This window comes from Flavobacterium sp. LAR06 (assembly GCF_041946075.1).
Lineage (GTDB): Bacteria > Bacteroidota > Bacteroidia > Flavobacteriales > Flavobacteriaceae > Flavobacterium.
Window position 1 is genome coordinate 201,425 of record NZ_JAUTYT010000007.1, and the last position, 25,972, is coordinate 227,396.

Genomic DNA, 25,972 nt, shown 5'->3' on the forward strand with positions numbered 1-25,972 from the left:
AGGGTAAGAGGACAGCAAACGTTTGTGATATTTTTTTTCTTTTTTTTGGAGCTGTTTTTAAACACATAGAAAACATAGGTGTTTGTTTATTAAAAAAGATTGCAAAAAGAAACTAGTTTCTCACACATAATTATGTGTTTATATGTAAGTGAAAACGCCTTTTTTATATTCTTCTAAAATCTATGTTTCTATGTGTTTAAAAATTATTTATAAAGTTTTACGACCACGCTTTTGGCGCTTTTTGATCTCTTAACGGAACAAAAACAATATTATCATCTTTATCGTCAGAGTTTACAAAATGATTGAAACGTTTTAATAATCTTGGTTTTTCTAATACTTGTTTCCATTCACATTCAAAAGTGTTTACTAATGTTTGCATTTCGGCTTCTAAGGTTTCGCAGATGCCTAGACTATCTTCAATAATTACTTCTTTCAGATACTCTAAACCGCCGTCTAATTTTTCCAGCCAGGTTGAGGTTCTAATTAGCGGACCAGCCGTACGGATGTAATACATTAAAAAGCGATCCATATATTTGATAACCGTTTCTTTATCAATTTTTTCAGCTAATAAAACGGCGTGTTTTGGATTGGCTCCACCATTTCCGGCGATGTATAAATTCCATCCGCCTTCAACAGCAATCAATCCGAAATCTTTTCCACGGGCTTCCGCACATTCACGAATACAGGCTGAAACACCGCCTTTTAGTTTGTGAGGAGAACGAATTCCTTTATATCTGTTTTCAAGTTCTATAGCAAATCCGGCGCTGTCGTCCATTCCGTAACGGCACCATGCGTTTCCGACACAGCTTTTAACGGCGCGAAGTGATTTTCCGTAAGCGTGACCACTTTCAAAACCATTATCAATTAAGATTTTCCAGATTTTTGGAAGATCATTCAAATGTGCTCCGAATAAGTCTACACGTTGAGCACCCGTGATTTTAGTATATAAATCGAATTGTTTGGCAACTTCTCCAATAACGATTAATTTCTCAGCAGTAATTTCTCCACCGGCAACTCTAGGAACAACTGAATAAGTTCCGTTTCGTTGAATGTTAGCCAAAAATCTATCGTTAGTATCTTGCGTGGTTACGTGTTTGTTAGCAGTATCGTTGTAAATACTAGAGAAAATCGAAGCTATAACTGGTTTGCAAACTTCACAGCCGTCACCCTTTCCATGATGATCAATTACATCGTAGAAATTCTCATATTTATTGATTTTTACCAAATCAAATAATTCCTGACGGTTATAATTAAAATGCTCGCAGATAACCTCTTTTACTTCTTTACCAAGTGATTTTTGAGTGGCTTTTACCAAATCAGAAACCATTGGTTTACAGCCTCCACAACCCGAAGTTGCCTTGGTATGTTTTACAACATCTGAAAAACTAGAGCAGGTTTCATCTAAAAGGGAACAACAGATAGAACCTTTCGTTACGTTTTCGCAAGAGCAGATTACAGCGGTATCTGGCAAGTCTAAAACGCTTCCTAAACTTGAACCTTCAGAACCGTCTCTTGATCCTAAAATCAAATCTTCCGGATTTTTAGGCAAAGCCATTGCATTGCTGTAAATCTGAAAAAGTGAATTGTAATCGCTGGAATCTCCAACTAAAATTCCGCCCAATAAAGTTTTAGAATCCTTAGTAACGTTGATTCTTTTGTAAACGCCAGATAATTTATTCTCATAAATAATGGCCGTTACATCATCATTTTCGATAAAAGGATCACCAAAACTCGCAACTTCAACACCAATTAACTTCAATTGTGTCGACATATCGATGGTTTCTCTCATGGTTTTAGAACCATTTAAGATTTGCTCAGCAGCTACATCAGCCATTTCGTAACCTGGCGCAACAAGTCCGTAAATGTTTTGATTGTATAAAGCCACTTCGCCAATCGCATAAATAGAAGGATCTGATGTTTGCATCTGATTGTTTACCACAACACCGCCTCTTAAGCCAACTTCAAGTCCTGAAACGCGAGCTAATTCGTCGCGAGGTTTAATTCCTGCAGATATAACCAACATATCAACTTTTAACAATTCATCGTTGGCAAACATCATTCCCGTTATGCATTCCTTTCCATCAATATATTGTGTGGCTTTGTTTAAATGGATGCCAATATTTAATTCTTCAATTTTAGATTGTAACATGTCGCTGGCGCCTTTGTCCAATTGTCTTGGCATCAAGCGCGGAGCAAATTCAACCACATGCGGATTCAGTCCTAAATCTCGAACCGCTTTTGCAGCTTCAAGACCTAATAAACCGCCTCCTAAAACGGCAGCTTCTGTAGCACCTTTTTGTTTTATTTTTTTGGCGTACCCCATTATGGCATCTAAATCCTCGATCGTTCTGTATACAAAAACGCCTTCTTTTTCAACGCCGTCAATTGGCGGAACAAATGCCGAAGATCCCGTTGCAAGAACTAAGTAATCGTACGTATGCGTTTTTTCTAAATGTGTATGTATTGTTTTTTCTTCACGATTAATATCTGTAATTAATTCAGAAGTGTTTAGAATAATATTGTTTTCTGTGTACCATTCGCTAGTTGACATTGATAGATCATCTGCGGTTTTTCCTCCAAAGTATTCACTTAAGTGAACACGGTCGTAAGCACGTCTTGGTTCTTCACCAAAAACGGTAATCTGATACTTTTCCTGTCCTGATTTTGCAATGAATTTTTCGCAAAATTTGTAACCAACCATGCCGTTTCCAACTACTATTACTCTAATCATGATTTCTTTAATTAAGTATTACTAAGCAAATATAAGTATTTATACTTATACAAATACGTATATAATTTGATTTTTTGTTAGAAAAATAATGAGAAGTAATAAGTATTTTATCGTAATCTCTTAAGTAGTGCGGATTTCAGACGGTTTTTCATCTTCGTGAAATTTGTGATTTTGATACAGATTTTCTTAAATTTGAAAGGATTCTAAATAAGGATTTCAGAAAATTGTCGTAAATTCAATTCAATTTTTGAATTTGGTTCTTAAAATTCAATTCATTTTAAATAGCAATCTCATGAAAAATATATTTGTATTCTTGGTTTTATCTTCTTTGATAGTAAGTTGTAAAGCAACATCAACAGGTTCAAAAGAAACAGCTTCAGCAACAAACTCTCAGGAAGCCGATATGACCATCTATTTTAAAGCAACTGGAAATGAACCGTTCTGGGGAATAACACTAGGAAAGGAGCAAACTATTTTTACGTCGCTGATTCCTGGTAAAGAGAAAATCATTTTTTCATCGGTTGAACCGATAAAAGCAATGGATGCTAATGTTAAAATGTATAAATTGAGTAATGAAAAGGCAACGGCGACAGTGACGATTCAGCAAGTAGATTGTCAGGATTCAATGTCGGGAGCGATTTCGCCTTATAAGGTGTCAGTTGAAATTAAAAATAATGCAGAGCTGGAGTCTAAAAAAGTAGAAGGCTGCGGAAAATATATCACCGATTACCGCCTGCATGATATTTGGGTTTTGGAAGAATTAAATGGTTATAAAGTTTTCATAGCCGATTATCAAAGAGAATTACCAAGAATCGAAATTCATGCACAAGAAAATACTTTTATGGGTTTTGGAGGCTGTAATTCAATTTCTGGAACTCTATTCTATGAAAAAGATGTTTTAAGATTTACCAAAGTAATTTCGACTTTAATGGCCTGCGCGCCGGGTAATAAAGAAAGCGAATTTACCAAAGCGCTTCAAAGCACGACCACTTATTCAATTGGAGATAATAGATTGACACTTTCAAATCCTTCAGGGAAATTGTTGGTATTTAGAAAGGTTGATTAGTTTTTGGGAGATGTTTCCTGCTGTTCTTCCAATCTTTTGTGCCGAACCCCGGCACAAAAGGATTTTCCTTCCCATCAGGGTTAAGATGGTTTGTTTTTTTTGTCATTCCTCTTTCCTCGGAATGACAATACGGGACGAAAAAAATAAAAATCCGTATAAATCCGCGTCTTCGCTTTAGCGAATCCATATCATCCGCGTTCTATATTCGCATTGTTATTCTAATAATTCCTTAGAGTTTTCTTCGTCTTCTTCAATAAAATCCAGTTCTAAAGCACGAACCGTCTGAACCGCGTTTCCGGCAATACCACGAATGGAGCCGTACATTCCTAAAGTATTATGAACCACTTTTTCGATTTGTTTTTCACGCTGTTTCCAGATTCTTTGCATTGCTCTTTTTTCAGCATCAAGATCGCCTTGCATTTGTGTAAAGCCTTCTACGATTCCTTCAATCTGCAAACGGAATTCGTTGCTCGTTAAAAAATCATATAACATCGACATTTTATCGCCTTTGTTTTCCTGTGCCTGAACTGCCTGACTTACCTGAATCAAAGACTGACGCAAAACGGCACTCAAACCTTTAAATTCTTCATAAGTACAAATCCAGATGCCGTCGCGCATTCCCATTCGGTCCATTCCGGCTGGCATCACTTCGGTTACTAAAACGCCAATATTGGCTCTTTTAGTTCGAATATCATTTTTGAATTTCTCAATCCATGAAGGTTGAAAAGCTTTGGTGCGTTTACTTTCGTAATAAATAGAACCACAATTTTGCAGTTCGCGTGTATTTACAATTTGAAGGCAGTCGGCACCGTTGGCACCTTTTTTAACTTCATCAATACTGTCAAGCGGGAAATTATTCGCCAGCCATTCTTCGATTGCTAATTCCATTACTTCACCTTGTAACTGCATAGAACCTTGTTCCTGCTTGCGTTTCATTTCTTCGATTAGCTTTTTCTGATCGTCAGATTGTTTCTGGTATTCTTTTATTTTAAGCTCGTTTTTTTCTTCTTCCTGTTTACGGATTTTATCACGTTCTAAAACCAAAGTAGCGTTCAATTGTTTTTGAGCTTCGGCTTCGATGGCTTCTTTCATTTCCAGTTTTTCACGTTGGAGTTTTGCAATTTCGCCTGTCATTTTATTCAGTTCACGAAGCTTCTCGGATTTCTCGGAAAGTTCCTTTTCCATTAAGGTCAAACGATCTTTATTTTCTTCTTCGAGTTTGGTTTTTAGCTTTTCGGTAATCTCTTTTTCAGCTGTCTTTTTCTCGCGTTCTAAACGTTCAGCAAAAAGTTCATTTTCCTGTTTCTTTTTGGCTTCAAAGTCGGCTTTGGCTTTTTCGAATTGTTCATTTTTTAATTCCAATTCTCTGGTTTGAGCATTGGCTTTTTGTTGAAATTCTTTACGGATACTATCTTCCAACTGATGTTTTAATACATCATTTACATCGATTGGTGTCCCGCAATTTGGGCATATAATTGAAGATTGCTCAGCCATTTTTATTGATTTTTTAACGAGAATTATAATTTGCTAAGGTATTTAAAAGTTCTCTTTTAAACTCATAGATTGATGTGCTAAATTGTAACGTTTTTTCGCCACGAATTCACGAATTTCTTTTTTAGTTTGCGCATAGATTTTAAAAAATAAAAATTCGTGAATTCGTGGCTATCCTTTTTTCAATAAAAACTCAACTGCAGATTTTGTGATTTCGGATTCGTCTTCTTTTGAAGTTATTAGTGAAACATCAGTAAATAAATTGACTTTTTTCAATTCGATAAAGCCAATTTCTGGATCCTGATTATTCTTCGCAATGTTCGATGGAACAATAGAAACTCCCAAACCATTTTTGACTAATTGTACAATCGAATTGATGTTGTTCGATTCGTGAACAACTTGCGGTTCAAAGCCATAAAAAGAACAAAGCTCCAAAAGAACTTCATGATAATGTGGCGCATAATCTTTATTGAAAAACACAAAAGTTTCGTCTTTTAGTTTCGGGATTCCTTCTTCAGATTTAATTTGAATCAAACTCTTATTATAAACTACTGAGAATCCATCCTGAAACCATAATTGCGTTTTTATTTTAGGAGATTTTATAGGAGACCGAATAATTCCCAAGTCGATTTTTCCTTGTTCTAAAGCGGAAATTTGTTTAGTAGTTGATACTTCAAATAATTTGAAATTCACATAAGGAAATTGTTCTTTCAAATGTTTGATTAAATCTGAAATCACAGAAGAATAAATCGAACTGATATACGCGATTCTGAATTCGCCAGAAACATTCTCCGCTATTTTTTTTGTTTTAAGCGATATACGCTCCAAATTCTGAAAAAGTTCCTTTACTTCTTTTTCAAAATATTTTCCAGCTTCGGTTAGTTCTACTTTTTTGTTGTTTCTGTTGAATAAGCGCGCCTGGAGTTCTTCTTCCAATTCCATGATCTGACGGCTCAAAGGCGGTTGCGAGATAAATAGTTTCTCTGACGCTTTGGTAAAGTTTAATTCTTCGGCTACAGCCAAAAAATATTTCAAGTGACGTAATTCCATAAATACCTATTAAGTATTAATAATTGACAAAATAAGTATTTTTGAAGTATATATCAAAAGAATACTTTTGATAAAAAAAATGTTTCTCGCAGATTCTGGAGATTTAGCAGGTATTTTTTATACACAGATTAAAAGATTTAAATGATTTTGATTTATGATAATCTGCTAAATCTGCGAGAAAACCTTAAAACAAAAACTATGAAAAAATCAACTATTGAAGAGATCAGAGAACGTTTTGATAATGATGTCGAACGATTTTCAAATTTAGAAACCGGACAAGTAGCCACAATCGACGCTACCATTTCTTTAGAATTAATTACAGAAGCGTCTAAAAGGATTGTTCCAAATGCCATAAATGTTTTGGATATTGGCTGTGGCGCTGGGAATTATACTTTAAAAATGTTATCTAAGTTACCCAATTTAAATTGCACTTTAGTCGATTTGAGTTTACCAATGTTGGATCGAGCTTTTGAAAGAGTTTCGGCAGCAACCATTGGTAGAGTAGAAGTGAAGCAAGGCGATATTCGTGAAGTTGACTTACCCGAAAATCATTTTGATATTATTTTGGCCGGAGCGGTTTTGCATCATTTAAGAGATGATCAGGATTGGGAAACGACTTTTACTAAAATATTTAAGTTATTAAAACCAGGAGGAGGCTTCATGATTTCGGACTTGATTACACAAGATACGGACTTATTAAATGAATATACCTGGCAACGTTATGGCGATTATTTGGAAGGAATTGGCGGAGCAGAATACCGTCAGAAAGTATTGGATTATGTAGAAAAAGAAGATACACCAAGATCGATGAATTATCAATTGGATTTGATGAAGAAAGTTGGTTTTACAAGTGTTGAAATTTTACACAAGAATATGTGTTTTGGTGCTTTTGGTGGAATTAAATAAAATTGGTTTACCACAAATTACAAAATTGTCGCAAATTATAAACAAAAATTTAATTAGTGAAAATTTTGTAATTTGTGGTTAAAACTAATTTATACTTTATTTTCTAATTCTGGCTCAGGAAACTTATTCCTTAAATCAAAAACCAAATGCGAAGGGCCGTTTTGCTGTAAATAATCTAATTTTTCTACGGCTTCTTCAAGCGTTGGAATATGCCCTTTTGGGATCCACCACATTGCTGTGGCTGCTTTTCCAAATTTTAGAAACCATTCTTTTCGACGTCTTAAAAACTCGCTATGAAAGGTTTTGTACATATAATGTTCCAAAGTTTCAATATTTTCCCAAACCGAAACATTGACAATAATCTGTTCATCATTATACGGATTCAGGTTTGTGGCATTGTAACTGTCATCTTTCAATCTCCAGACAAAACCTTCGCTGTTTTCGGCTAACGTATTGACAAGATCCAGATTGTCTACAAATTCTTTCATAATCGGATCGTTAATGTTGACTCCTTTCATTTTGGCAATATTAATTTCGGCAAGATGATAATTACACATATTTAACTAGTTAAAGATAAACGCAAGTTAACTTTTTGGCACTTAATTATTGTAACTTTTTATAATGATTGTGTTGTTTTATAAACCTGAATAGGAGAGGCGACCAAGTCTTCACTTTGTTTGATAAAATCCTGTAAATACGGTTGATTGTTGTGAAAATCAAGGCCAGGCTGGTCTTGCCATTCTTCCCAAATTATAAAAACATTCTCGGTTGTATGCAGGTCGTAACGCACGCATGCAGCTTCTTTTCTGGTTTCGGTAACTAAATGATGAACCATGTTTCGAACTTGTTCGATGTTTTCCTTTTTACTTTTGATAATTGCGGTAATAGAGATCATGATTATAAGGTTTTAAAAGTTTGCTCTAAGTGATTGGTATAGTTTTTCTTAAAGATATCAATGTTTTCGGCAGTGGCACCTTTTTCAACGTCGTGGAAATGAAAACTGTCTAGTTTTTCCATACCTACAAATTTATTCATTTTATGGAAACCAAACATAGCTCCCTCATCTACAGATGTTTCTTCGAAAAATTCTCCCGGAAGTGTGAAGGCGGTTGCAGGTGCATTCCAACTTGTGGTAAGCATATATTTGCGTCCGTGTAATTGCCCACCAGTTCCGTAATTAATGTCCGGATTGCTTCTGGTTCTTCCGTCGTTTCTGTAAATTCCTTTGTTGTGTCCGGCTGTGAAAACATCGTCAATGTATTTTTTGAAAAGGTTTGGTAGTTGAAACCACCAAACAGGTGTGTGATAAACGACTACATCTGCCCAAACGAATTTTTCGACTTCTTCATCAAGATCAAAATCTTGTTTGATGTCGGTTGTTTTAATTTCGAATTGCTTGCTGTTTGTTAAGTATTCGATTGTCCAGTCGGTAACGGTTTGGTTAAATTTTCCGCCTGAATGAGCGAAATTTTGACTTCCGTTGATGATAAATATTTTTTTCATGTCTTTAATGTTCTTATGAATTCGTGGGTGTGACCCCGCTTTTTCTGCGGGGTCACACCCATAATCGTCTTATTATTTTACTTTTGAAATTGCCTGATTAACGAAATCTAATTCTGAACCAGATAAATCAAAATCCATTGCTTTTGCGTTTGAAATTGCTTGTTCTGCATTTCTTGCTCCGGCCAAAACAATTGTGATTCCCTTTTGTAAAGTCGTCCAGCGCAGAACCAATTGCGAGATCGAAATGTGTTTTGCATTGGCCAGTGAACTCAATTCTTCGACCAAAGTTTTTACTTTTTGAAGATCAAACTGCCAGAAATAACCGTTTCTGTGATCGTTATCTTTTAGTTTGCTGTCAGTGAAATATTTTCCGGTTAATAAACCTCTTTCCATCGGACTGTAAGCAATTATTCCGATGTTTTCTGCGATTGTTAACGGAATCAAATCGGTTTCGATTTTGCGATTTAGCATACTAAACGGAACCTGGTTTGATGCTAATTGAATTGTTTTTTGTGCTTCCTGAATTTGTAAAGGACTATAATTACTAACTCCGGCTGCTCTGATTTTTCCTTGTTTGATCAAAGTTTCAAGCGTTTCCATCGTTTCGTGAATTGGCGTTGTCGAATCTGGCCAGTGAATTTGCAATAAATCGATATAATCCGTTTGAAGACGTTTTAAGCTTTCTTCAACTTCCTTAATAATGTTGCCTTTTGAAGCGTATTTGTAAACCGGGATTTTCTTTCCGTTGTCATCGGCATCGAAAAAGAAATCGCCTTTTCCGTTATTGCTTCCGTCCCAAACCAAACCAAATTTGGTTAATAACTGAACTTTTGAACGATCACGAGATTTTATAGCTTCGCCAATCATTTCCTCGCTTAAACCAAATCCGTAAAAAGGAGCGGTGTCGATTGTGGTCACGCCGTGGTCGATTGAAGCCTGAATGGAAGCGATTGAATCTGCTTTTTCGTTTCCGCCCCACATGTTTCCGCCAATGGCAAATGCGCCGTGTGTAATAGTTGATAATTCAAGTTCGGTATTGCCTAATTTTCTATATTCCATAATGTTGTATTTTTAAATCTTAAATTTCACTTGGCAAAATTATACCATTTTTAAGAGCGATAACTTGTATATATTTGTCTTTTTTATGTAAATTTGCAACTTCAAATAATTTATACCTCATGAAAAAAGAAAATTTATACGAGCCGTTTACCGTTTCCTTTGAAACTCTGGATGAATATCCGGATGTAGGAGATCGTCATAATTTCTTTGAATTGGTTTATATTTTGGGCGGAACGGGTTCACAGTGCATCAATAAAAATATTTTTGAATATGATGCGGGACATATGTTTTTATTAACACCAGAAGATTGTCATAATTTTACTATTGAGACGAAAACGAAGTTTTTCTTTTTGAGATTCAATGATATTTATTTGAAGAACTCCAGTTTACAGAATGAAAATATTCAGCGTTTAGAATATATCTTACAGAATGCAAATCATCAGCCGGGCTGTATTTTGAAGAATCAGGCTGATAAATGTTTGGTTAAAGTGATGATCGAAGCGATCTGTCGTGAACATCAGGATAAAGATGTTTACAATCAGGAATTGATTCAGCAATTGGTGAACACACTGATTATTATTGTCGCAAGAAATATTGCGAAGTATTTACCGGAACAGGTAAATGTTGGCACTGAAGGAAAAGCGATGGATATTCTGCAATATATTCAGAATAATATTTATTATCCGGAGAAAATAAAAGCGGAATCCCTAAGCGAGTATTTTGGAATTTCGAATACTTATTTAGGTCGTTATTTTAAGAAGCATGCGAGTGAAACGATGCAACAATATATCAGCAATTACAAAACCAAACTGATCGAACATCGTTTGCAATTCAGTGATAAACGAATTAATGAAATTGCTTATGAATTTGGTTTTACGGATGAAAGCCACTTTAATAAATTCTTTAAAAAGCAAAGAGGGAATAGTCCTTCGGAGTTTAGGAAGACGATACGTATTAGTGCGTGATAAATTGGCAAGCGGATGACGCTGATTCGCAAGCGAAAACACGAATTATCACGGATTATTTTTTCTTTTTGCCACAGATTAAAGGATTAGAATGATTTTTAATTTGTGAATGTATGTTTCTATCTAATAACTGTAGTTTCTGTAAATTTTATATCTTCGACTTTTGAATCTTTATTGTCAAGAAGTAATTCGTTCATTGCATGAAATTCGGCACTTCTTCCTGCAATTTTCATTACGGTTTCTTTAGATGGATTTTGGAAGTATTTATTAGAAACCTGGAGAATTATTTGATAAGATTCTGTGTTTTTAAACTCTCTTTTAGTTTCTTTTTTAGTTGAGTTAATTTCGTTATATGTTTCATGCCAATTTATTTTTGGAAAACATAATCGAACAAAAGCTATTGGAAGAAAAATATGTATCTCTTCTGCTTCGAATTCATTTTTACAAATTCCACGTAAAAATTCTAATAATTCATCATTTTCGAAATTTCTCTCTAAAGAACCAATGAGTTGTATTGCTTTTTCAACTGAGCTTGAAAAACTAGGAGTTATAAAATCTTTTGATTTGTTATCTTTTGCTTTTAGTAGAAAATCAAAAAATTTCATTTTTTTGTTAGTTGAAAAATTAAATAATCTTCTTGATAACTCTTAGTTTGTGCGTGTGTTTATTCAATTCGGGATTGTAAATTCCTAAGTGGTCTAAACGGTCAATGCGAACTTTTCCACTGGCGTGAATGATGTAATTATTGTCCATAATGATTCCGACATGAATGATATTTCCTTCGTCGTTGTCGAAAAAGGCTAAATCTCCAGCTTCGCTTTCTTCAATAAAACTTAGAGGTTCTCCGTCAAGTGCTTGTTGTGAGGCATCGCGATGAATTTTATAGCCGTTTAGTTTATAAACCATTTGTGTGAAACCGGAACAGTCGATTCCAAAAGGTGTTTTTCCGCCCCAAAGATACGGAGCGTTCAAATACATAAAAGCAGTATTTATTAAAGCGCTTTTAGGTTTTACACCACTGGTTTTTGTTCCTTCGAAATCAAAGTTTGAGGTATTGATTTCGCTATTATTTAAAAAGGTTAGGGAAGCGCCAAGCGGAATTGGCAATAATAAATTGTCCGGAGCTGTGATGTAATCAATCAAATCAGCATTTAGAATAATCGCCTCTTTGCTTAACTGATTATAATTGGCTTCAGAAATTACCTGATATTGTTTTGAATCTACCCAGCCTTCATAATCATCAAACTGAATTTTTATTCGGGCCCATTGATTTTGACGCTCTAAAATTTCGATGTGCTCGCCAAACAAAAGTTGTGTAACGATTTCACTTCTGTCACTTGGTTCAGATCGAACGGGTACTATGGCGAGATTGCAAATTCCGAACATTTAGGGTAATTTATAAGTTGAAAATTGGGAGTTACTTAAAGCAATAACTCCCAATCTATTGTGTTATTATTTAAGCTCTTTCGATAACAATTGCAGATGCCCCACCACCGCCATTGCAAATTGCAGCAGCTCCGGTTTTAGCATTGTTTTGTTCCAAAACATTCAGTAAAGTTACGATGATTCTGGCTCCCGAACAACCTAGAGGATGTCCTAATGAAACAGCACCGCCATTTACGTTTACTTTATCATTATCAAGATCAAGGATTTTTGAATTGGCTAATCCAACAACAGCGAAAGCTTCGTTGAACTCGAAATAATCAACATCTCCAATAGCGATTCCAGCTTTGTTTAATGCTTTTGGTAATGCTTTTGCCGGACTCGTTGTAAACCATTTTGGTTCTTGGGCAGCATCTGCGTAACCTTTGATATACGCTAGAGGTTTTAATCCTAATGCAGTTGCTTTTTCTTCAGACATTAAAACTAAAGCAGCAGCGCCATCATTAATTGTAGAAGCATTTGCGGCAGTAACCGTTCCGTCTTTTGTAAAAACAGCTGCTAATGAAGGGATTTTGTCTAATTTTACATTAGTATATTCCTCATCTTTAGAAAAGATGATTGGTTCACCACGTCTTTGTGGTACTTCGACAGGAACGATTTCATTATCGAATTTTCCGGCATCCCAGGCTTTTGCACTTCTTTCATACGATTGAATAGCAAAATTGTCTTGGTCTTCACGGCTGATGTTGTATTCAGACGCACATAAGTCAGCGCAAACTCCCATTGCGTTGTTATCGTAAGCATCTGTCAAACCATCTTTTTGCATTCCGTCAAGCATAGATGCCGGACCAAATTTAGTTCCGTTACGCATTTGAACGTAATGCGGAATCAAGCTCATGTTTTCCATTCCTCCGGCTACTACAATTTCGGCATCACCACAAGCAATAGCCTGAGCAGCGAACATTACAGCTTTCATTCCGGAAGCACAAACTTTGTTTACAGTTGTAGCAGCAACTTCTTCAGACAAACCGGCAAAAAGCGCAGCCTGACGAGCTGGGGCTTGTCCGACTCCTGCCTGAACAACGTTGCCCATAAAAACTTCATCAACTAATTTTGGGTCTAGGTTAATTTTTTGAAGTGCGCCTTTTATAGCGGCAGCACCTAATTTTGGTGCGGGTACGGTAGATAACCCTCCCATGAAACTTCCGATAGGTGTTCTAACGGCAGAAACGATAACAACTCTTTTGTTCATTTTCTGTTTAATATTAGTTAATCAAGCAAATTTACTCTTTATTTAAATAAATTCAAATTTTGTATCAATATGTATCAGTTTCATTGGATTTTAAATTTAATATCAATTTTTTGTTAATTCTATTCGTTTGATTGTGAAGTGGTTTAAAAAAAAGATTGAAAAAAGATTAAAAAAAGCGCAGAAATAGTTGTGAGATATGGAATGTTGTCTTACATTTGCAACCGCAAAACAGAACACGTTTCTTGAGCTTGGAGAGGTGCCAGAGCGGTAATGGAGCAGATTGCTAATCTGTCGACGGGTAACCGTCGCCAGGGTTCGAGTCCCTGTCTCTCCGCTTAAATTTTGCCTTCGGGGTGTAGCGTAGCCCGGTTATCGCGCCTGCTTTGGGAGCAGGAGGCCGCAGGTTCGAATCCTGCCACCCCGACAGAAACTTTACCATAAAGTTTTAAAACAAATGGTTCCATAGCTCAGCTGGATAGAGCAACGCACTTCTAATGCGTAGGTCGAAGGTTCGAATCCTTCTGGGATCACAACAAAAGCCACTCAATTTGAGTGGCTTTTTTGTTTTTGCATATTTTTGTAAAAATTTGAAAACATTCTTTTTATCTTTGAATGTTTTAGTTTTTCATTTAAAAAGCTCCTGGTTGTCCTTCATTTTTATCATATTCACCTTCGAGCCCAATAGATTCCAATTCTTCCCAGTCATTTTCATCGTATTCAGAATCCATATCATCTGAAAGATTTTCTTCCAAATCGCCAAGTTCCAGGTTATAATGGTTGCTGGCAGTCAATTCAGCCTCAAATGCGTTATTCAGATAATCATCATAATTTAATAACAACTGCTCTTCATAATATGTTATATCATCTATAGGTTCCTCAGACGAATAAAAATAATTTTCAGATTTCATATGAATAAGTTTAAAGTTAGTAGTTTGTAGGCAAACTATTTTTCAGTTAGACAGGTTACGAAACTTCCTGTTCAGGTTTTTCAAAACTTGCTATTCCTGATTTTAAGACGTCTTTATATTTTGCAAGACCTATTCCTGCTATAGGCACAGCCAGTGATCCAATTATAGAAGCAGCCTGCGTATGGCCTGTTTTATTTAAATAAGAAGATAAAAGTATAGATCCAAGTGCACCTGCAAGAATCAATTCTCCGGGGATATCTTTTATTTTGTTCTCTATAAGTTCTCTTATATCTTCGAGGTTTTCCTGATTAATTAAGTTTTCCATATGTTTTTATTTAAGTTTAATAACTTTATAAAATAAAATTACCTGTTTAGTAATAGATCATTTTATATAATAGATTAGGTGTAATTATATAATTCACAGTAGATTTAATTGTCAGAAATAAAAGTTAATCAATTTAATTGGCTTTTTTTATAACGCTTAACAGTAAAGTACTTTTTTTATATTTTAATGCTTTTAAAATATACTTTTTAGTATATTTGTGCTCTAATTTAGAAATTACAATGCTAACAAAGGCAGAAAGAACAAAACAATTTATACTAGAAACTGCGGTGCCAATATACAATGAGAAAGGCATTGCAGGAGCGAATATTGACGATGTACTGGAAGCAACAAAACTCACAAAGGGATGTCTTTATGGCCACTTTGAAGGTAAAGATGATTTGTCGGAACAAGTTATTGATTTAGCACTTAAAATGGTTTCGGATAAAATTAGAGCAGAAGTTTACAAAGGAAAAACGACTAAAGATAAAATATTTGCCTTTTTAGATTTTTATAAAAATCCTTTTGAAACGTTTATTTCTGGGGGATGTCCGATATTTAATACTGCTGTACAAGTGGACGATAACTACCCGGTTATAAAGGAAAAAGTTGCAAAAGTGTTCAAAATTGGCCAACAGGAATTGACTGCTTTGCTTCAGTATGGAATTGATAATAGGGAATTTTCAAAGGCCCTTGATCCGGTAGTTTTTGCTTTTAAATTGGTAGCTTCAGTTGAAGGAGGCATTGTAATGTGCAGGGTTATGGACACGGCAAAACCAATGCAAGGTCTTATTAAAAGCTTAAAATTAGAATTAGAACAATATACAGTATAACTTTTTTTTACTATAAAATATACTTTTTAGTATATTTAAAAATAGACTAAAAAGTATAAAAAAAATATTCAGGTTATTCCTGTTGCTAATGCTAAACAATCTAAATAATTAAATTATGACTATTGAAGGAAAAACGATTTTAATTACCGGAGGTGGTTCTGGAATTGGTTTAGAATCTGCGAAACAATTTTTGGACGAAGGTGCCAGAGTAATTATCACGGGCAGAAATCAGGATAAATTAGAGGCGGCGAAAAAGTTACTTCCGTCAGTAATCATTATAAAAAGCGATGTTGAAAATCCTGAAGATTCAAAATTACTTTTTGAGACAGTAGTTTCTTTAGGCGGAATAGATATTTTGTATAATAATGCAGGCGTTGGAAGTCCGGCGCTTAATCTCGGAATTAAAAATGACCAAATTTTGAAGAATGCCATTTACGAAATGAACATTAACTATTTTGGAGTTTTAAGACTGAATAATCTTTTTATCGATATGTTGAAGTCAAAAGAAGAAAGTGCAATAATAAATACAACTTCAATTTTGAGTATTGTACCGGCTTTGGAAGAACCAACTTACGCGGCAACTAAAGCCGCTTTGAGCTTTTATACCAGAACACTTAGAAAGAATTTAGAAATTTTAGGCAGTGTCGTAAAAGTGTTTGAGCTGCTTCCGCCTGTTGTAGCGACAGAGATGACGGTTCAAAGAAAGGATAAGAAAATGACTCCGGAACAGTTGGTAAAAGAATTAATTACCGCTATTAAAAAGGATCGATATACCATTCGCGTAGGCGATGCAAAACTGCTTTATGTGTTAAATAGATTTTTTCCGCAACTGGCTTTCAATTTGGTAAACCCTAAAAAGATTTACACACGTCTAAAGTAATAAGTAAAACTCTAAAATCGATAAAATGAAAGCATTTGTAATTAATAAATATATTAAAAAAGGAAGTTTGCAACTTGCCGAAATGCCTGTTCCTGAAGTAAAAGACAATGATGTTCTGGTTGATGTTTACGCAGCCGGAGTCAATCTTTTAGATTCTAAAATAAAAACGGGCGAGTTTAAACTCATTCTGCCATACAAATTGCCATTAATTTTAGGGCACGATGTAGCAGGAATTGTTGTAAAAGTTGGAAAAAATGTAAAAAATTTTAAAGTTGGTGATGAAGTTTACGCTCGGCCGGCAGATCATCGCATTGGTACATTTGCCGAGTTTATTGCAATCGATGAAAGAGATGTTGCGCTTAAACCTAAAAATATTTCGATGGAAGAGGCAGCTTCTATTCCATTAGTAGCTTTAACGGCTTGGCAGGTCCTGGTTGAAAGGGCACAAATTAAAAAAGGAGAAAAAGTATTTATTCAGGCAGGTTCGGGAGGAGTGGGGACAATTGCAATTCAGTTAGCAAAATATTTTGGGGCAACAGTCGCTACTACTGCAAGTGCCAAAAGTTTTGATTTACTAAGAGAACTTGGAGCTGATCTTATAATTGATTATAAAAATAGCGATTTCGAAAATAGACTGAGTAATTACGATGTTGTTTTGAATAGTCAGGATCAAAAAACGCTTGAAAAGTCGTTAAAAATATTGAAATCCGGAGGAAAACTCATTTCGATTTCCGGTCCCCCAACGCCTGATTTTGCCAAAGAAATTAAAGCGCCCCGGTTTGTAAAAATAATTCTTTCTTTACTAAGTTCAGGTATTCGCAAAAGATCCAAAAATAAAAATGTTGATTATTCTTTTTTATTTATGAAGTCTAGCGGTCAGCAATTAAGCGAAATTACATCACTTATAGAAACAAAAATAATTAAGCCAACAGTTGATAAAGTCTTTTCTTTTCAGGAGACAAATGAAGCTTTATCTTATGTAGAAAGCGGACGAGCGAAAGGAAAAGTTGTTATTAAGATAAAATAATTTTTTCAGAAAATTAATTACAAACTTCCAATTTGAAATGAGTGCCTAATTTACAAATAGTTATAAATGAAATTTTGTGATTTCATTCATTGTGGCCCTATATGTAATTTAAAGAAAAATCAATTAAGATTTAAATTTGGGAATGGGACTTAACTGATTTAGACCATAACCAAATGCTTGTTTTGAATTGGAATTGTTTATTAAATTTAAAAATGTTTTTTTAATTTAAATATAAGTTATTCTTTTTCAGTATGGTACTATTAATTGTCTTACATTTACGCTCAACAAATAATTATTAATATGCAAGAAGGTACAGTAAAATTCTTTAATGAAGAAAAAGGTTTTGGATTTATAACACCAAAAAATGGAGGAAGTGAAATCTTTGTTCATGTTTCTGGTCTATCAGAAAACATTCGTGAGAATGATGAAGTACGTTACGACGTAGCAGAAGGTAAAAAAGGACCTAATGCAGTAAATGTAGTTGTAGCTTAATACTACTTCTCTACAAAAAGTATAAAGCATCTGCCTATGGCTGGTGCTTTTTTTATATTCCTAAATTAATTTTATTTAGTTGGTCTGGGACTGTAAATAAGGCTGCTTTTTTTTAAGAGTAAATAATCTAAATAATAAATTTAACTCAATAATGATTGATTGAGACAACTCTCATTTTTATTGAGTCAATATCCTTCATTAAAATAATAGACATTTATAAAGTTTAAAATAATCTCAATTTAATACTTATAAATGTATTTCAAATACCTATTCCTTTGTTTGATTTTCTTTTCAATCCAATCCAATTCACAAATTTTAGAAGAGAAGAAAAATTTCCGTGCAGCAGATTCACTTTTGAAAGAACCTAGTTTTTCTGTTCATAAAGACAATTATTTTTTAACTGGAGTACCTTTGGATGAGCCTATCGATCGCAACTCTGCCGATGTAAAATATCAGATAAGTTTTAAATTGCGATTAAAATCAAAACCTTTATGGGGTGGTTTTTTTCCTTATTTAATGTATACTCAAAAAGCCTTTTGGGATATCTATGCGAGTTCAAAACCATTTGCAGAAATTAATTTTAATCCGGGAGTAGCTGTAGTTCGTCCATTTTATTTAAAAGGTGGAAGATTGACTTACGGAACAATTTCTCTGGAACACGAATCAAACGGTAGAGATTCCATTTATTCGAGAACCTGGAATATGCTTGCTTTTTCTTTAAAATCGCAAATTTCACCACGATGGATTGTCGGGTTGAGAGGATGGATTCCGATTGTGGATAAGGAAGATAATCCTGAACTGACTAAATATGTAGGTTACGGTGAAGCAAGTGCAACCTATCAGATACAGCCGGGAAGATGGAGTGCCGACATACTTTTCAGGAAAGGAAGTGGGCTTATTAATTATGGTTCTCTACAGACACAGCTAAACTGGAGGCCTTATAAAAACGAAAATTACTATCTCACCCTTCAATGGTTTATAGGTTATACTGAAAGTTTAATCGACTATCAGGAACACAAAAATATGATACGGATTGGATTTACTATAAAACCTGAAAATATGGGTATTTTTTAAAATAAAAATATTCGAATTTTACACAATTATATCTCATTTAAGCCACTCCAATCGAGTGGCTTTTTATGATTGTTAAACAACGCTTTTTTAGTTACTTAATAAGAGAGTTCGGTTTCTAATTTCTTTAATCGGACACTTTTTTCTCTTTAGAATCGATATAGAGTTGATGTTAAGATTACAAAATTTTAAAATTATATTTTTCCTATTAGATAATTTTGGTATAAAAAATTCAGTTCTTTGCACTCACGGCTTATTAAGAGAATCTTCAGCTATTAACACGAATGCAATATTATTCTGAGCATTGAGTTAAGACTAATGATTATATTAGGATGGACAATAAAAAATTTATACTAAGTTTAAAAAAAGGTAATGAAGCTTCTTTCAAAGGGGCTTATCTGCAGTACTACGATAAACTGATAAATATTGCCAGACGTTTTAATTTTACGGTTCTTACCCCACAAGATTTTGTTCAGGAGACTTTTCTGAGATTATATAATAAAAGGGAATTGCTTAATGAAGATGTTTTGTTTGATAAACAATTATTCACTATCTGTAAGAACATTATCATTAATCATGTTAATCGCGAGAATAAAATAATACAACTTGATCCTTCGCAAGTTGAAATGGTGGAAGAAACTGTAGAAACTGGTACTTTTGAAGAAAGAAGAGAAAAATTACACAGCTTTATAAATCAGCTTCCTGAGCAACAGCAAAAAATATTTACTTTACATAAACTGGAAAACCTTAGCTATAAGGAGATTGCGGCTATGACGGATCTTTCTGAAAAGACCATTGCCAATCATATTTATCTTGCCAGTAAATTTATTCGAAAAAAAATAGAAGACCATTAGGAACTTTTTTGTTTTCGTTTGTTATATATAAAAACGAAACATAAATATGCGTATTGAGTCTTATAAAACTGACGTTAAAACGAAAGAAGATGCAAACTTTATTGTAATTCTTTTGCAGTTCGTTATTTCTGATTGTAAAATGAATTTTGATTTGGAAGATCACAATCATATTTTAAAAATTGAAACCAGCAGAAATATTAAGGAATTAGTTTATGGTGTTTTTAATAAGCAGGGTTTTTATTGTCAAAAACTTAACACTCCAAAGTCATGGATAAAAAAAATATAGAAGAAGAATTAAAGAAGGTCTGGGAAGAAACTCCTTTTTCACATTCTAATGATACAAAAGAAGCTTCCTGGGAGAAATTTCAATCTGAAGCATTTCCTTCAAAAAAACAAAAATTTAAGGCTTGGCGTTATTATGCTTCTGCTGCTGCAATTTTAATTTTTGGACTTATAGGAACGGGAATTTATTTTAACAGCAGTCCTTTGCAAGATACTATCTATGTGGCTTCAAATGTTGTTAAAAATACTACTTCAAAAGTAAAAACTGTTTTGTTACCTGATAATTCCAGGGTTGAATTAAGTCCGTATTCTAAAATTGTTTATGCGAATAATTTTGAGAGTAACAGAAAAATTGAGGTTGAAGGAGAGGCTTACCTTAAAGTCAAAAAAGATAAAAAACATCCTTTTCAGGTTTTCTGTAATGAGACTACGACAACAGTATTAGGAACATCTTTTACTGTAACCGGACAAGATAAAGATGGTGTAATAGTACAGCTTTATGAAGGAAGTGTTCAGATGAATGTAAAAGACCAGACGCAAAAATGGATATTAAAACCAGGAGAAAAATTTACTTACGGAAATAAAATAGCTTCGGTAATAGAATTCAACAGATTTACCGATTTTGATAACGAAAAACTAACAGTAGTTAGTGCTTATATTGAATCAAATTATGGATATAAAATGATAATTCCGCAGGAATATAGCAACCAGCGAATTACAGTTAGAATCAATAAAAAAGAAGATTTAAAAACAATTGTGCAATTACTATCAGAAATGTATAACCTAAACTTTGAAATAAATGATGAATTAAAACAAATTACTTTTCGATAGAAAAGAAAAGGATGCAAGCCGCGAAACTACACATCCTCCTCATAATCAGGGCAGCAAAGAGCTATCCCATTTAATATTATCCAAAAATACAAAATTTCATGAAGCATATAATTTCAGCGTGCTTTTTTTTATTCAGTTGGTCTGTGTTTTCCCAAAGTATAACCGTAACTGTAGATAAAACTGTAACGCTAAAAGAATTATTTAAACAAATTGAGAATCAGACAGATTATAAATTTGCCTTTACTGATCAGATAGATACAAGCCGAAAGTATTTTACTAAAAAAAAGTCGTATAACGGTATCGAAATAAAACAGTTTGTCAATGAGCTGAATAGCATTACACCAATTCAGTTTTCGATCGTAGGCAATAATATTTTTGTCAAGCAAAAGCCGGTAAATGCAGCTAAAAAAACGAGTAAGCTAACCGGTCAGGTTCTTGATGAAAGCAGGCAACCTGTTATTGGTGCTAATGTTTTTATTAAAGAACTTTCGACTGGGGCTACAACAGATGCAAATGGAAAATTTTCATTAGAACTTGATAATGGAAACTATACTGTTTTAATTACTTATGTAGGTTTTAAAAACAAGGAAAAACAAATTACGGTTTCTGGTGATGTACGAACTGATTTTAACATTGAAGCGGACAGTCAGCAATTAGATCAGGTTATTGTAACAACCTCTAAAGCGGTTGATGTAAGAAATACTCAAATGAGTGTTAATAAGCTGACTATGGAGGAAATCAAAAAGATTCCGTCTGCAATGGGTGAGCCGGATCCTTTAAAATCAATTTTGACCTTGCCAGGAGTTACAAATGCAGGAGAACTTTCTTCGGGGTTTAATGTCCGCGGAGGTGCAGCCGATCAGAATTTACTTCTTTTAGATGGTGCTCCTGTTTATGGAGACTCACATATGTTTGGGTTTTTCTCGATTTTTAACGCAGATGTAGTTAGTGGGCTGGATTTGTATAAAGGTGGAATTCCGTCTAAATTTGGGGGAAGAGTTTCTTCTGTACTAGATGTAACGCAGCAGATTGGTGATTTTGAAAATTACAAAGTAAATGGTGGGATTGGTTTAATATCAAGCCGTTTATTGGTACAGGGGCCTATTCAGAAAGATAAAGGCTCTTTTCTTGTGGCAGGGCGAACTTCGTACGCACATCTATTTTTGAAATTGGCAGATAATAATAATTCGGCTATGTTTTATGATATTAATGCTAAATTAAATTATCGGCTGAATGCTAATAACACACTTGCCTTTTCAGGATATTTTGGGAATGACGTTTTCGATATAAATGATCGTTTTGGCAGCACCTACGGAAATACAATGGGAATCGTAAGCTGGAAGCATAAATTTTCAGACAATATAAACACGAATTTAGCTGTTTTCTACAGTGATTATAAATTTAATCTTGATATTACTACAGAGAATTTTGAGTGGAATAATGTTATAAAAAGTTACGGACTTACTTATAAATGGAATCATTCATTATCTGAAAAGCTGAAGCTTAATTACGGAATTGATGGCCAGTATTATGATTTTAATCCCGGTACTGTTAAGCCTACGAGTTCAGATTCGCAGTTTAATTACAAACAGTTCAATAAAAAATATGCTTTAGAATCTTCTGCTTATCTTGATTTCGAACATCAAATTACAGAGAAACTGAATCTTCGCTACGGAATTCGTTACAGTATGTTTTATCGTTTAGGAGGTGAAGATATCAGTACTTATGAAAACGGCCAATCGGTAGTTTATAATCCGTTGTATAATATTTATGAAAAAGGTACTCCAACAGGAAGTATCTCATACAAAAGCGGAGAAACAATAAGTAAGTTTAATAATTTAGAACCACGCGCTGCATTGTCTTATGCTTTTAACGGAAATACTTCAGTAAAAGCGAGCTACAACAGAATGGCGCAATATATTCATATATTATCCAATACGCAGTCTCCATTACCAATGAGTATCTGGACACCAAGCGGGCCTTTTACAAAACCGCAGTTGCTGGATCAATTTGCAGCAGGGTATTTTAAGAATTTCAAGGATGATACTTATTCTTTTGAAGGAGAGTTATTCTATAAGAATATTCAAAATCGTATCGATTACATAGATGGAGCTGATATATTGGCTAATAATAATATAGAGCAGGTTATTTTAAACGGTAAGGCCAGATCATATGGTATGGAATTATTATTTAGAAAAAATACCGGTAATTTTACAGGATGGGTTTCTTATACCTTATCAAGGGCAGAGCAAAAAACTCCTGGCAGAACTGCTGAAGAACCTGGTATTGCAAATGGTGACTGGTATTTATCCGGATATGATAAAATGCACAATTTGAATATTGTTGGAAGTTATCAATACAATCCGAAATGGTCTTTTAATGCCAATTTTACTTTGCAGTCCGGCCAGCCAGTAACGTATGCAAATGGTTATTATGAATTTGGAGGAATCAATATCCCTAATTTTTCGCTCAGAAATGAAAATCGGTTGCCACTTTACCATCATTTAGATCTGGCCGCAACTTACACACCTAAACCGGATAAAAAGAAAGGCTGGCAAAGTTACTGGGTGTTTAGTATTTATAACATCTACAACAGAAAAAATGCTGCTTCGATGACATTTGCGACAAATGAAGATACAGGAGCGAATGAGACCAGAAGACTATCTATTTTTGGGATAGTTCCTGGTATATCTTATAATTTTAAATTTTAATGACTATGCAAAGGCTTGAAAAATATAATTTTAGAAATAAAGTATTGACTTTAGTGAGTTTATTTTCTGTGCTGTTTTTTTCATCTTGTGAAGATACAGTAACTCTTGATTTGGAAACTGGTGAAACAAAAATAGTTGTGGACGCAGAAATTATCTGGCAAAAAGGGACAACCGGAAACGAACAAACCATTACGATTAGTAAAACCGCACCCTATTATAATAATACTACACCAAAAGTTTCTGGTGCTCAGGTAAGAATTGAGAATACAGATGGTGATGTTTTTACTTTTAACGAAACGCAACCAGGTTCTTATGTGTGTACTAATTTTGTACCGGTTATCGACATGGATTATACACTTTATGTAACCGCAGAAGGACAAAGCTTCACCGCGGTTGAAAAACTGACTTCCGTAACGCCTATTGATAAAGTAGAGCAGGCGATTGTTCCTGATTTTGATGGAAAAGATGTGATCGAACTTACATTTTATTACAAAGATCCAGCTAATGAAATGAACTACTACCTTACTGATTATCAAAGTGAGTTTCTGCTTTTTCCAGAATATGAGCTTACAGATGATGAATTATTTGATGGAAATGAAATTAGTACGCGATACTCAGACTCAGACAAAATGAAAGCGGGAAATACGGTTAACATTACACACCGTGGTGTTTCTAAAAACTTTTATAATTATATGAACTTAATTTTAGAAGTATATGGTGGAAGTCCTTTTTCGATTCCGCCAGGAAATATCAGAGGTAATATTGTCAATACAAGTGATTCTAATAATTTTGCTTTTGGTTATTTCAGACTCTGCGAAGCAGATAAAGTCAGTTATTTAGTAAAATAAGAAACTGCATTTTAAGTTAAAGCTAAAAACCATTCAAACGAATGGTTTTTTTGTTTTGTATCTATTAAAGTCTCACGAAAATATTTCTTCCTTGTTCTAATAGTAAAATTATTTTATTCTTTTTAATTATTAGTAACCTTTTCTTACACTGTGATTTAACTTTTTTTTATTACATTTGATGTAAGAATTTCTAGCCAATAATCATTATGGAAAAATTAAATCGCCCGGTTTATGTAAAACCTGGTACTGATGATTTTTTTAAAAAGATTCGAAAGGAAGTAAATGAAACGGTTTTAAAAAAAACATCTCTGTATCGGTTTAACGTAATTAAGTCTATAGGACTAGTTGTACTTTTCTTTTTGTTTTATTCCTGTATTTTGCTGTTCGGAAACAGCACATCTTTATTATTTCTCTTTTATATTTTGTGCGGTATTACTATGATCGTACTTTTTATAAATGCATTTCATGATGCTGCGCATGGCGCATTGTTTAAAAAACCTAAGCATAACGAATGGTTTATGTATGTGCTGGAACTTTTTGGTGGTAATCACTGGCTCTGGACACGCCGCCACATCAATCTGCATCATGCGTTTCCAAATGTGCCGGATTGGGATGTCGATATTAAACAAAGTGATATTATCCGGATTTTCCCTAATAGCCCGCTGTTTAATTACCATAAATACCAACATATTTACATGTGGCTTATTTATCCGTTTTACAGTTTGAATTGGATTTATATTAGAGATTTTAAAGATTTTTTTGGGAAGAAAGACAATTATGTAAAAAAAGTGGTGGAGAAAATCCCGAGGATAGAAATCTATAAAATGTTTGCTGCCAAAATAATTAATCTATTTTATATACTATTTCTGCCAATGCTGCTTTTAAATCAGCACTGGTATATAGTTTTAGGAGGTTGGTTTGCCATGCATATGTGTGGAAGCGCACTTGGTGTCGTAGCTTTGGTATCAACGCATGTTGATGAGGATGCACACTTTCCGGGTACAGATGAAGACGGAAATCTTTCGGCTACCTGGGCGATGCATCAAATGATTGTGACGAAAGATTTTAGTACAAACAGCAAATTAGCTAATTTTTTATACGGCGGGTTCACACATCACGTGGCACATCATCTTTTTCCAAACGTTGGCCATACGTATTATCCTTATATTACACCTATCATAAAACGATATGCTGAAGAATATGATCTTCCGTACACCTCGTATCCTTTTTATCATGCCGTACGTTCCCATTTCAGAATGCTGAAACAGAAAGGTGTGCACGCGAATATTTTGATGACCGGGGAGATATGAGATTTTTTTTATAAAAGCTTTGATTAAATCCACTCTGGAAAGAGTGGATTTTTTTGTTTCGAAGTGCCCTTTCTTAAAGTTTACTTCAATTTATTTAACATAACAAAGAAATATTTGATTGTAAATTAAGATCTTTTTTGTCAATTCTCTTATTTCAATCCTTTTTTATAAGAATGTGTAATTCGTCGGATTATTTT

The 25,972-nt window shown here is 34.2% G+C and carries 25 protein-coding genes and 3 tRNA genes; 16 read left to right on the top strand and 12 right to left on the bottom strand.

Features of this window, described 5'->3' with window-relative positions; translation table 11 throughout:
* Window positions 1–217 precede the first annotated feature (217 nt).
* Window positions 218–2,731, bottom strand: a complete 2,514-nt coding sequence (gene nirB, locus Q7C23_RS12190) for a nitrite reductase large subunit NirB (protein WP_375032781.1) — start codon at window positions 2,729–2,731, stop codon at window positions 218–220.
* Between the two features lie 292 nt (window positions 2,732–3,023).
* On the opposite strand from nirB, the gene Q7C23_RS12195 reads away from it, so the two are divergent.
* On the top strand, window positions 3,024–3,797 hold the full coding sequence (locus tag Q7C23_RS12195) for an META domain-containing protein (protein ID WP_375032782.1): 774 nt from the start codon (window positions 3,024–3,026) through the stop codon (window positions 3,795–3,797).
* Between the two features lie 213 nt (window positions 3,798–4,010).
* Here Q7C23_RS12195 and Q7C23_RS12200 read toward each other — a convergent pair whose 3' ends face one another.
* Window positions 4,011–5,291 carry a DUF2130 domain-containing protein gene (locus tag Q7C23_RS12200; RefSeq protein WP_375032783.1) on the bottom strand — a complete coding sequence of 427 codons (1,281 nt, stop codon included), beginning with the start codon at window positions 5,289–5,291 and terminating at the stop codon, window positions 4,011–4,013.
* Window positions 5,292–5,459: 168 nt separating this feature from the next.
* Window positions 5,460–6,338 carry a LysR family transcriptional regulator gene (locus Q7C23_RS12205; RefSeq protein ID WP_375032784.1) on the bottom strand — a complete coding sequence of 293 codons (879 nt, stop codon included), beginning with the start codon at window positions 6,336–6,338 and terminating at the stop codon, window positions 5,460–5,462.
* A 198-nt stretch (window positions 6,339–6,536) separates the two neighbouring features.
* On the opposite strand from Q7C23_RS12205, the gene Q7C23_RS12210 reads away from it, so the two are divergent.
* Window positions 6,537–7,244 carry a class I SAM-dependent methyltransferase gene (locus Q7C23_RS12210; protein ID WP_375032785.1) on the top strand — a complete coding sequence of 236 codons (708 nt, stop codon included), beginning with the start codon at window positions 6,537–6,539 and terminating at the stop codon, window positions 7,242–7,244.
* Window positions 7,245–7,333: 89 nt separating this feature from the next.
* Here the strand turns inward: Q7C23_RS12210 and Q7C23_RS12215 are convergent, their stop codons facing one another.
* From Q7C23_RS12215 to Q7C23_RS12230, 4 genes are all read right to left on the bottom strand, one after another.
* A complete protein-coding gene (locus tag Q7C23_RS12215) occupies window positions 7,334–7,801 on the bottom strand; it encodes a DUF3291 domain-containing protein (protein ID WP_375032786.1) in 468 nt (155 codons plus the stop codon).
* A gap of 59 nt (window positions 7,802–7,860) precedes the next feature.
* Window positions 7,861–8,139: a putative quinol monooxygenase gene (locus Q7C23_RS12220; RefSeq protein ID WP_375032787.1), complete on the bottom strand. Its 279-nt coding sequence runs from the start codon at window positions 8,137–8,139 to the stop codon at window positions 7,861–7,863.
* A 2-nt stretch (window positions 8,140–8,141) separates the two neighbouring features.
* The gene (locus Q7C23_RS12225) at window positions 8,142–8,747 is read right to left on the bottom strand and encodes an NAD(P)H-dependent oxidoreductase (RefSeq protein WP_375032788.1); all 606 of its coding nucleotides are present in this window, start codon (window positions 8,745–8,747) and stop codon (window positions 8,142–8,144) included.
* Window positions 8,748–8,819: 72 nt separating this feature from the next.
* A complete protein-coding gene (locus Q7C23_RS12230; RefSeq protein WP_375032789.1) occupies window positions 8,820–9,806 on the bottom strand; it encodes an aldo/keto reductase in 987 nt (328 codons plus the stop codon).
* Window positions 9,807–9,925: 119 nt separating this feature from the next.
* On the opposite strand from Q7C23_RS12230, the gene Q7C23_RS12235 reads away from it, so the two are divergent.
* Window positions 9,926–10,771 (top strand): AraC family transcriptional regulator, encoded by an 846-nt coding sequence (locus Q7C23_RS12235; RefSeq protein ID WP_375032790.1) that lies wholly within the window; start codon window positions 9,926–9,928, stop codon window positions 10,769–10,771.
* A 119-nt stretch (window positions 10,772–10,890) separates the two neighbouring features.
* Here Q7C23_RS12235 and Q7C23_RS12240 read toward each other — a convergent pair whose 3' ends face one another.
* The 3 genes from Q7C23_RS12240 to Q7C23_RS12250 form a co-directional block, all read right to left on the bottom strand.
* Window positions 10,891–11,376: a hypothetical protein gene (locus Q7C23_RS12240; RefSeq protein WP_375032791.1), complete on the bottom strand. Its 486-nt coding sequence runs from the start codon at window positions 11,374–11,376 to the stop codon at window positions 10,891–10,893.
* Window positions 11,377–11,395: 19 nt separating this feature from the next.
* Window positions 11,396–12,157 carry an NlpC/P60 family protein gene (locus tag Q7C23_RS12245; RefSeq protein ID WP_375032792.1) on the bottom strand — a complete coding sequence of 254 codons (762 nt, stop codon included), beginning with the start codon at window positions 12,155–12,157 and terminating at the stop codon, window positions 11,396–11,398.
* A 70-nt stretch (window positions 12,158–12,227) separates the two neighbouring features.
* Window positions 12,228–13,406 carry an acetyl-CoA C-acyltransferase gene (locus Q7C23_RS12250; RefSeq protein WP_375032793.1) on the bottom strand — a complete coding sequence of 393 codons (1,179 nt, stop codon included), beginning with the start codon at window positions 13,404–13,406 and terminating at the stop codon, window positions 12,228–12,230.
* A gap of 250 nt (window positions 13,407–13,656) precedes the next feature.
* On the opposite strand from Q7C23_RS12250, the gene Q7C23_RS12255 reads away from it, so the two are divergent.
* The 3 genes from Q7C23_RS12255 to Q7C23_RS12265 all read left to right on the top strand — a co-directional run bounded on the left by Q7C23_RS12255 (window position 13,657) and on the right by Q7C23_RS12265 (window position 13,936).
* A tRNA-Ser gene (locus Q7C23_RS12255) sits at window positions 13,657–13,740 on the top strand.
* A gap of 15 nt (window positions 13,741–13,755) precedes the next feature.
* A tRNA-Pro gene (locus Q7C23_RS12260) sits at window positions 13,756–13,830 on the top strand.
* A 32-nt stretch (window positions 13,831–13,862) separates the two neighbouring features.
* A tRNA-Arg gene (locus Q7C23_RS12265) sits at window positions 13,863–13,936 on the top strand.
* 99 nt (window positions 13,937–14,035) lie between these two features.
* Here the strand turns inward: Q7C23_RS12265 and Q7C23_RS12270 are convergent.
* Both Q7C23_RS12270 and Q7C23_RS12275 read right to left on the bottom strand, forming a co-directional pair.
* On the bottom strand, window positions 14,036–14,314 hold the full coding sequence (locus Q7C23_RS12270; RefSeq protein ID WP_375032794.1) for a hypothetical protein: 279 nt from the start codon (window positions 14,312–14,314) through the stop codon (window positions 14,036–14,038).
* Window positions 14,315–14,369: 55 nt separating this feature from the next.
* Window positions 14,370–14,639: a hypothetical protein gene (locus Q7C23_RS12275; RefSeq protein WP_375032795.1), complete on the bottom strand. Its 270-nt coding sequence runs from the start codon at window positions 14,637–14,639 to the stop codon at window positions 14,370–14,372.
* 239 nt (window positions 14,640–14,878) lie between these two features.
* Here Q7C23_RS12275 and Q7C23_RS12280 point away from each other — a divergent pair, with 239 nt between their 5' ends.
* From Q7C23_RS12280 to Q7C23_RS12325, 10 genes are all read left to right on the top strand, one after another.
* Entirely contained in the window at window positions 14,879–15,469 is a 591-nt protein-coding gene (locus Q7C23_RS12280) for a TetR/AcrR family transcriptional regulator (RefSeq protein WP_375032796.1), read from the top strand.
* 115 nt (window positions 15,470–15,584) lie between these two features.
* Window positions 15,585–16,349: an SDR family oxidoreductase gene (locus Q7C23_RS12285; RefSeq protein WP_375032797.1), complete on the top strand. Its 765-nt coding sequence runs from the start codon at window positions 15,585–15,587 to the stop codon at window positions 16,347–16,349.
* Window positions 16,350–16,374: 25 nt separating this feature from the next.
* Complete coding sequence (locus Q7C23_RS12290) at window positions 16,375–17,376, top strand: NADP-dependent oxidoreductase (RefSeq protein ID WP_375032798.1); 1,002 nt, start codon at window positions 16,375–16,377, stop codon at window positions 17,374–17,376.
* Between the two features lie 300 nt (window positions 17,377–17,676).
* Window positions 17,677–17,868, top strand: a complete 192-nt coding sequence (locus tag Q7C23_RS12295) for a cold-shock protein (protein ID WP_056194237.1) — start codon at window positions 17,677–17,679, stop codon at window positions 17,866–17,868.
* A 252-nt stretch (window positions 17,869–18,120) separates the two neighbouring features.
* Window positions 18,121–18,942, top strand: a complete 822-nt coding sequence (locus Q7C23_RS12300) for a phospholipase A (protein ID WP_375032799.1) — start codon at window positions 18,121–18,123, stop codon at window positions 18,940–18,942.
* Between the two features lie 329 nt (window positions 18,943–19,271).
* The gene (locus tag Q7C23_RS12305; protein WP_375032800.1) at window positions 19,272–19,793 is read left to right on the top strand and encodes an RNA polymerase sigma factor; all 522 of its coding nucleotides are present in this window, start codon (window positions 19,272–19,274) and stop codon (window positions 19,791–19,793) included.
* A 267-nt stretch (window positions 19,794–20,060) separates the two neighbouring features.
* A complete protein-coding gene (locus Q7C23_RS12310; protein ID WP_375032801.1) occupies window positions 20,061–20,906 on the top strand; it encodes a FecR family protein in 846 nt (281 codons plus the stop codon).
* Window positions 20,907–21,004: 98 nt separating this feature from the next.
* The gene (locus Q7C23_RS12315) at window positions 21,005–23,617 is read left to right on the top strand and encodes a TonB-dependent receptor domain-containing protein (protein ID WP_375032802.1); all 2,613 of its coding nucleotides are present in this window, start codon (window positions 21,005–21,007) and stop codon (window positions 23,615–23,617) included.
* Window positions 23,618–23,622: 5 nt separating this feature from the next.
* Window positions 23,623–24,465: a DUF4249 domain-containing protein gene (locus Q7C23_RS12320; protein WP_375032803.1), complete on the top strand. Its 843-nt coding sequence runs from the start codon at window positions 23,623–23,625 to the stop codon at window positions 24,463–24,465.
* 206 nt (window positions 24,466–24,671) lie between these two features.
* The gene (locus tag Q7C23_RS12325; RefSeq protein WP_375032804.1) at window positions 24,672–25,775 is read left to right on the top strand and encodes a fatty acid desaturase family protein; all 1,104 of its coding nucleotides are present in this window, start codon (window positions 24,672–24,674) and stop codon (window positions 25,773–25,775) included.
* Window positions 25,776–25,972: the final 197 nt, after the last annotated feature.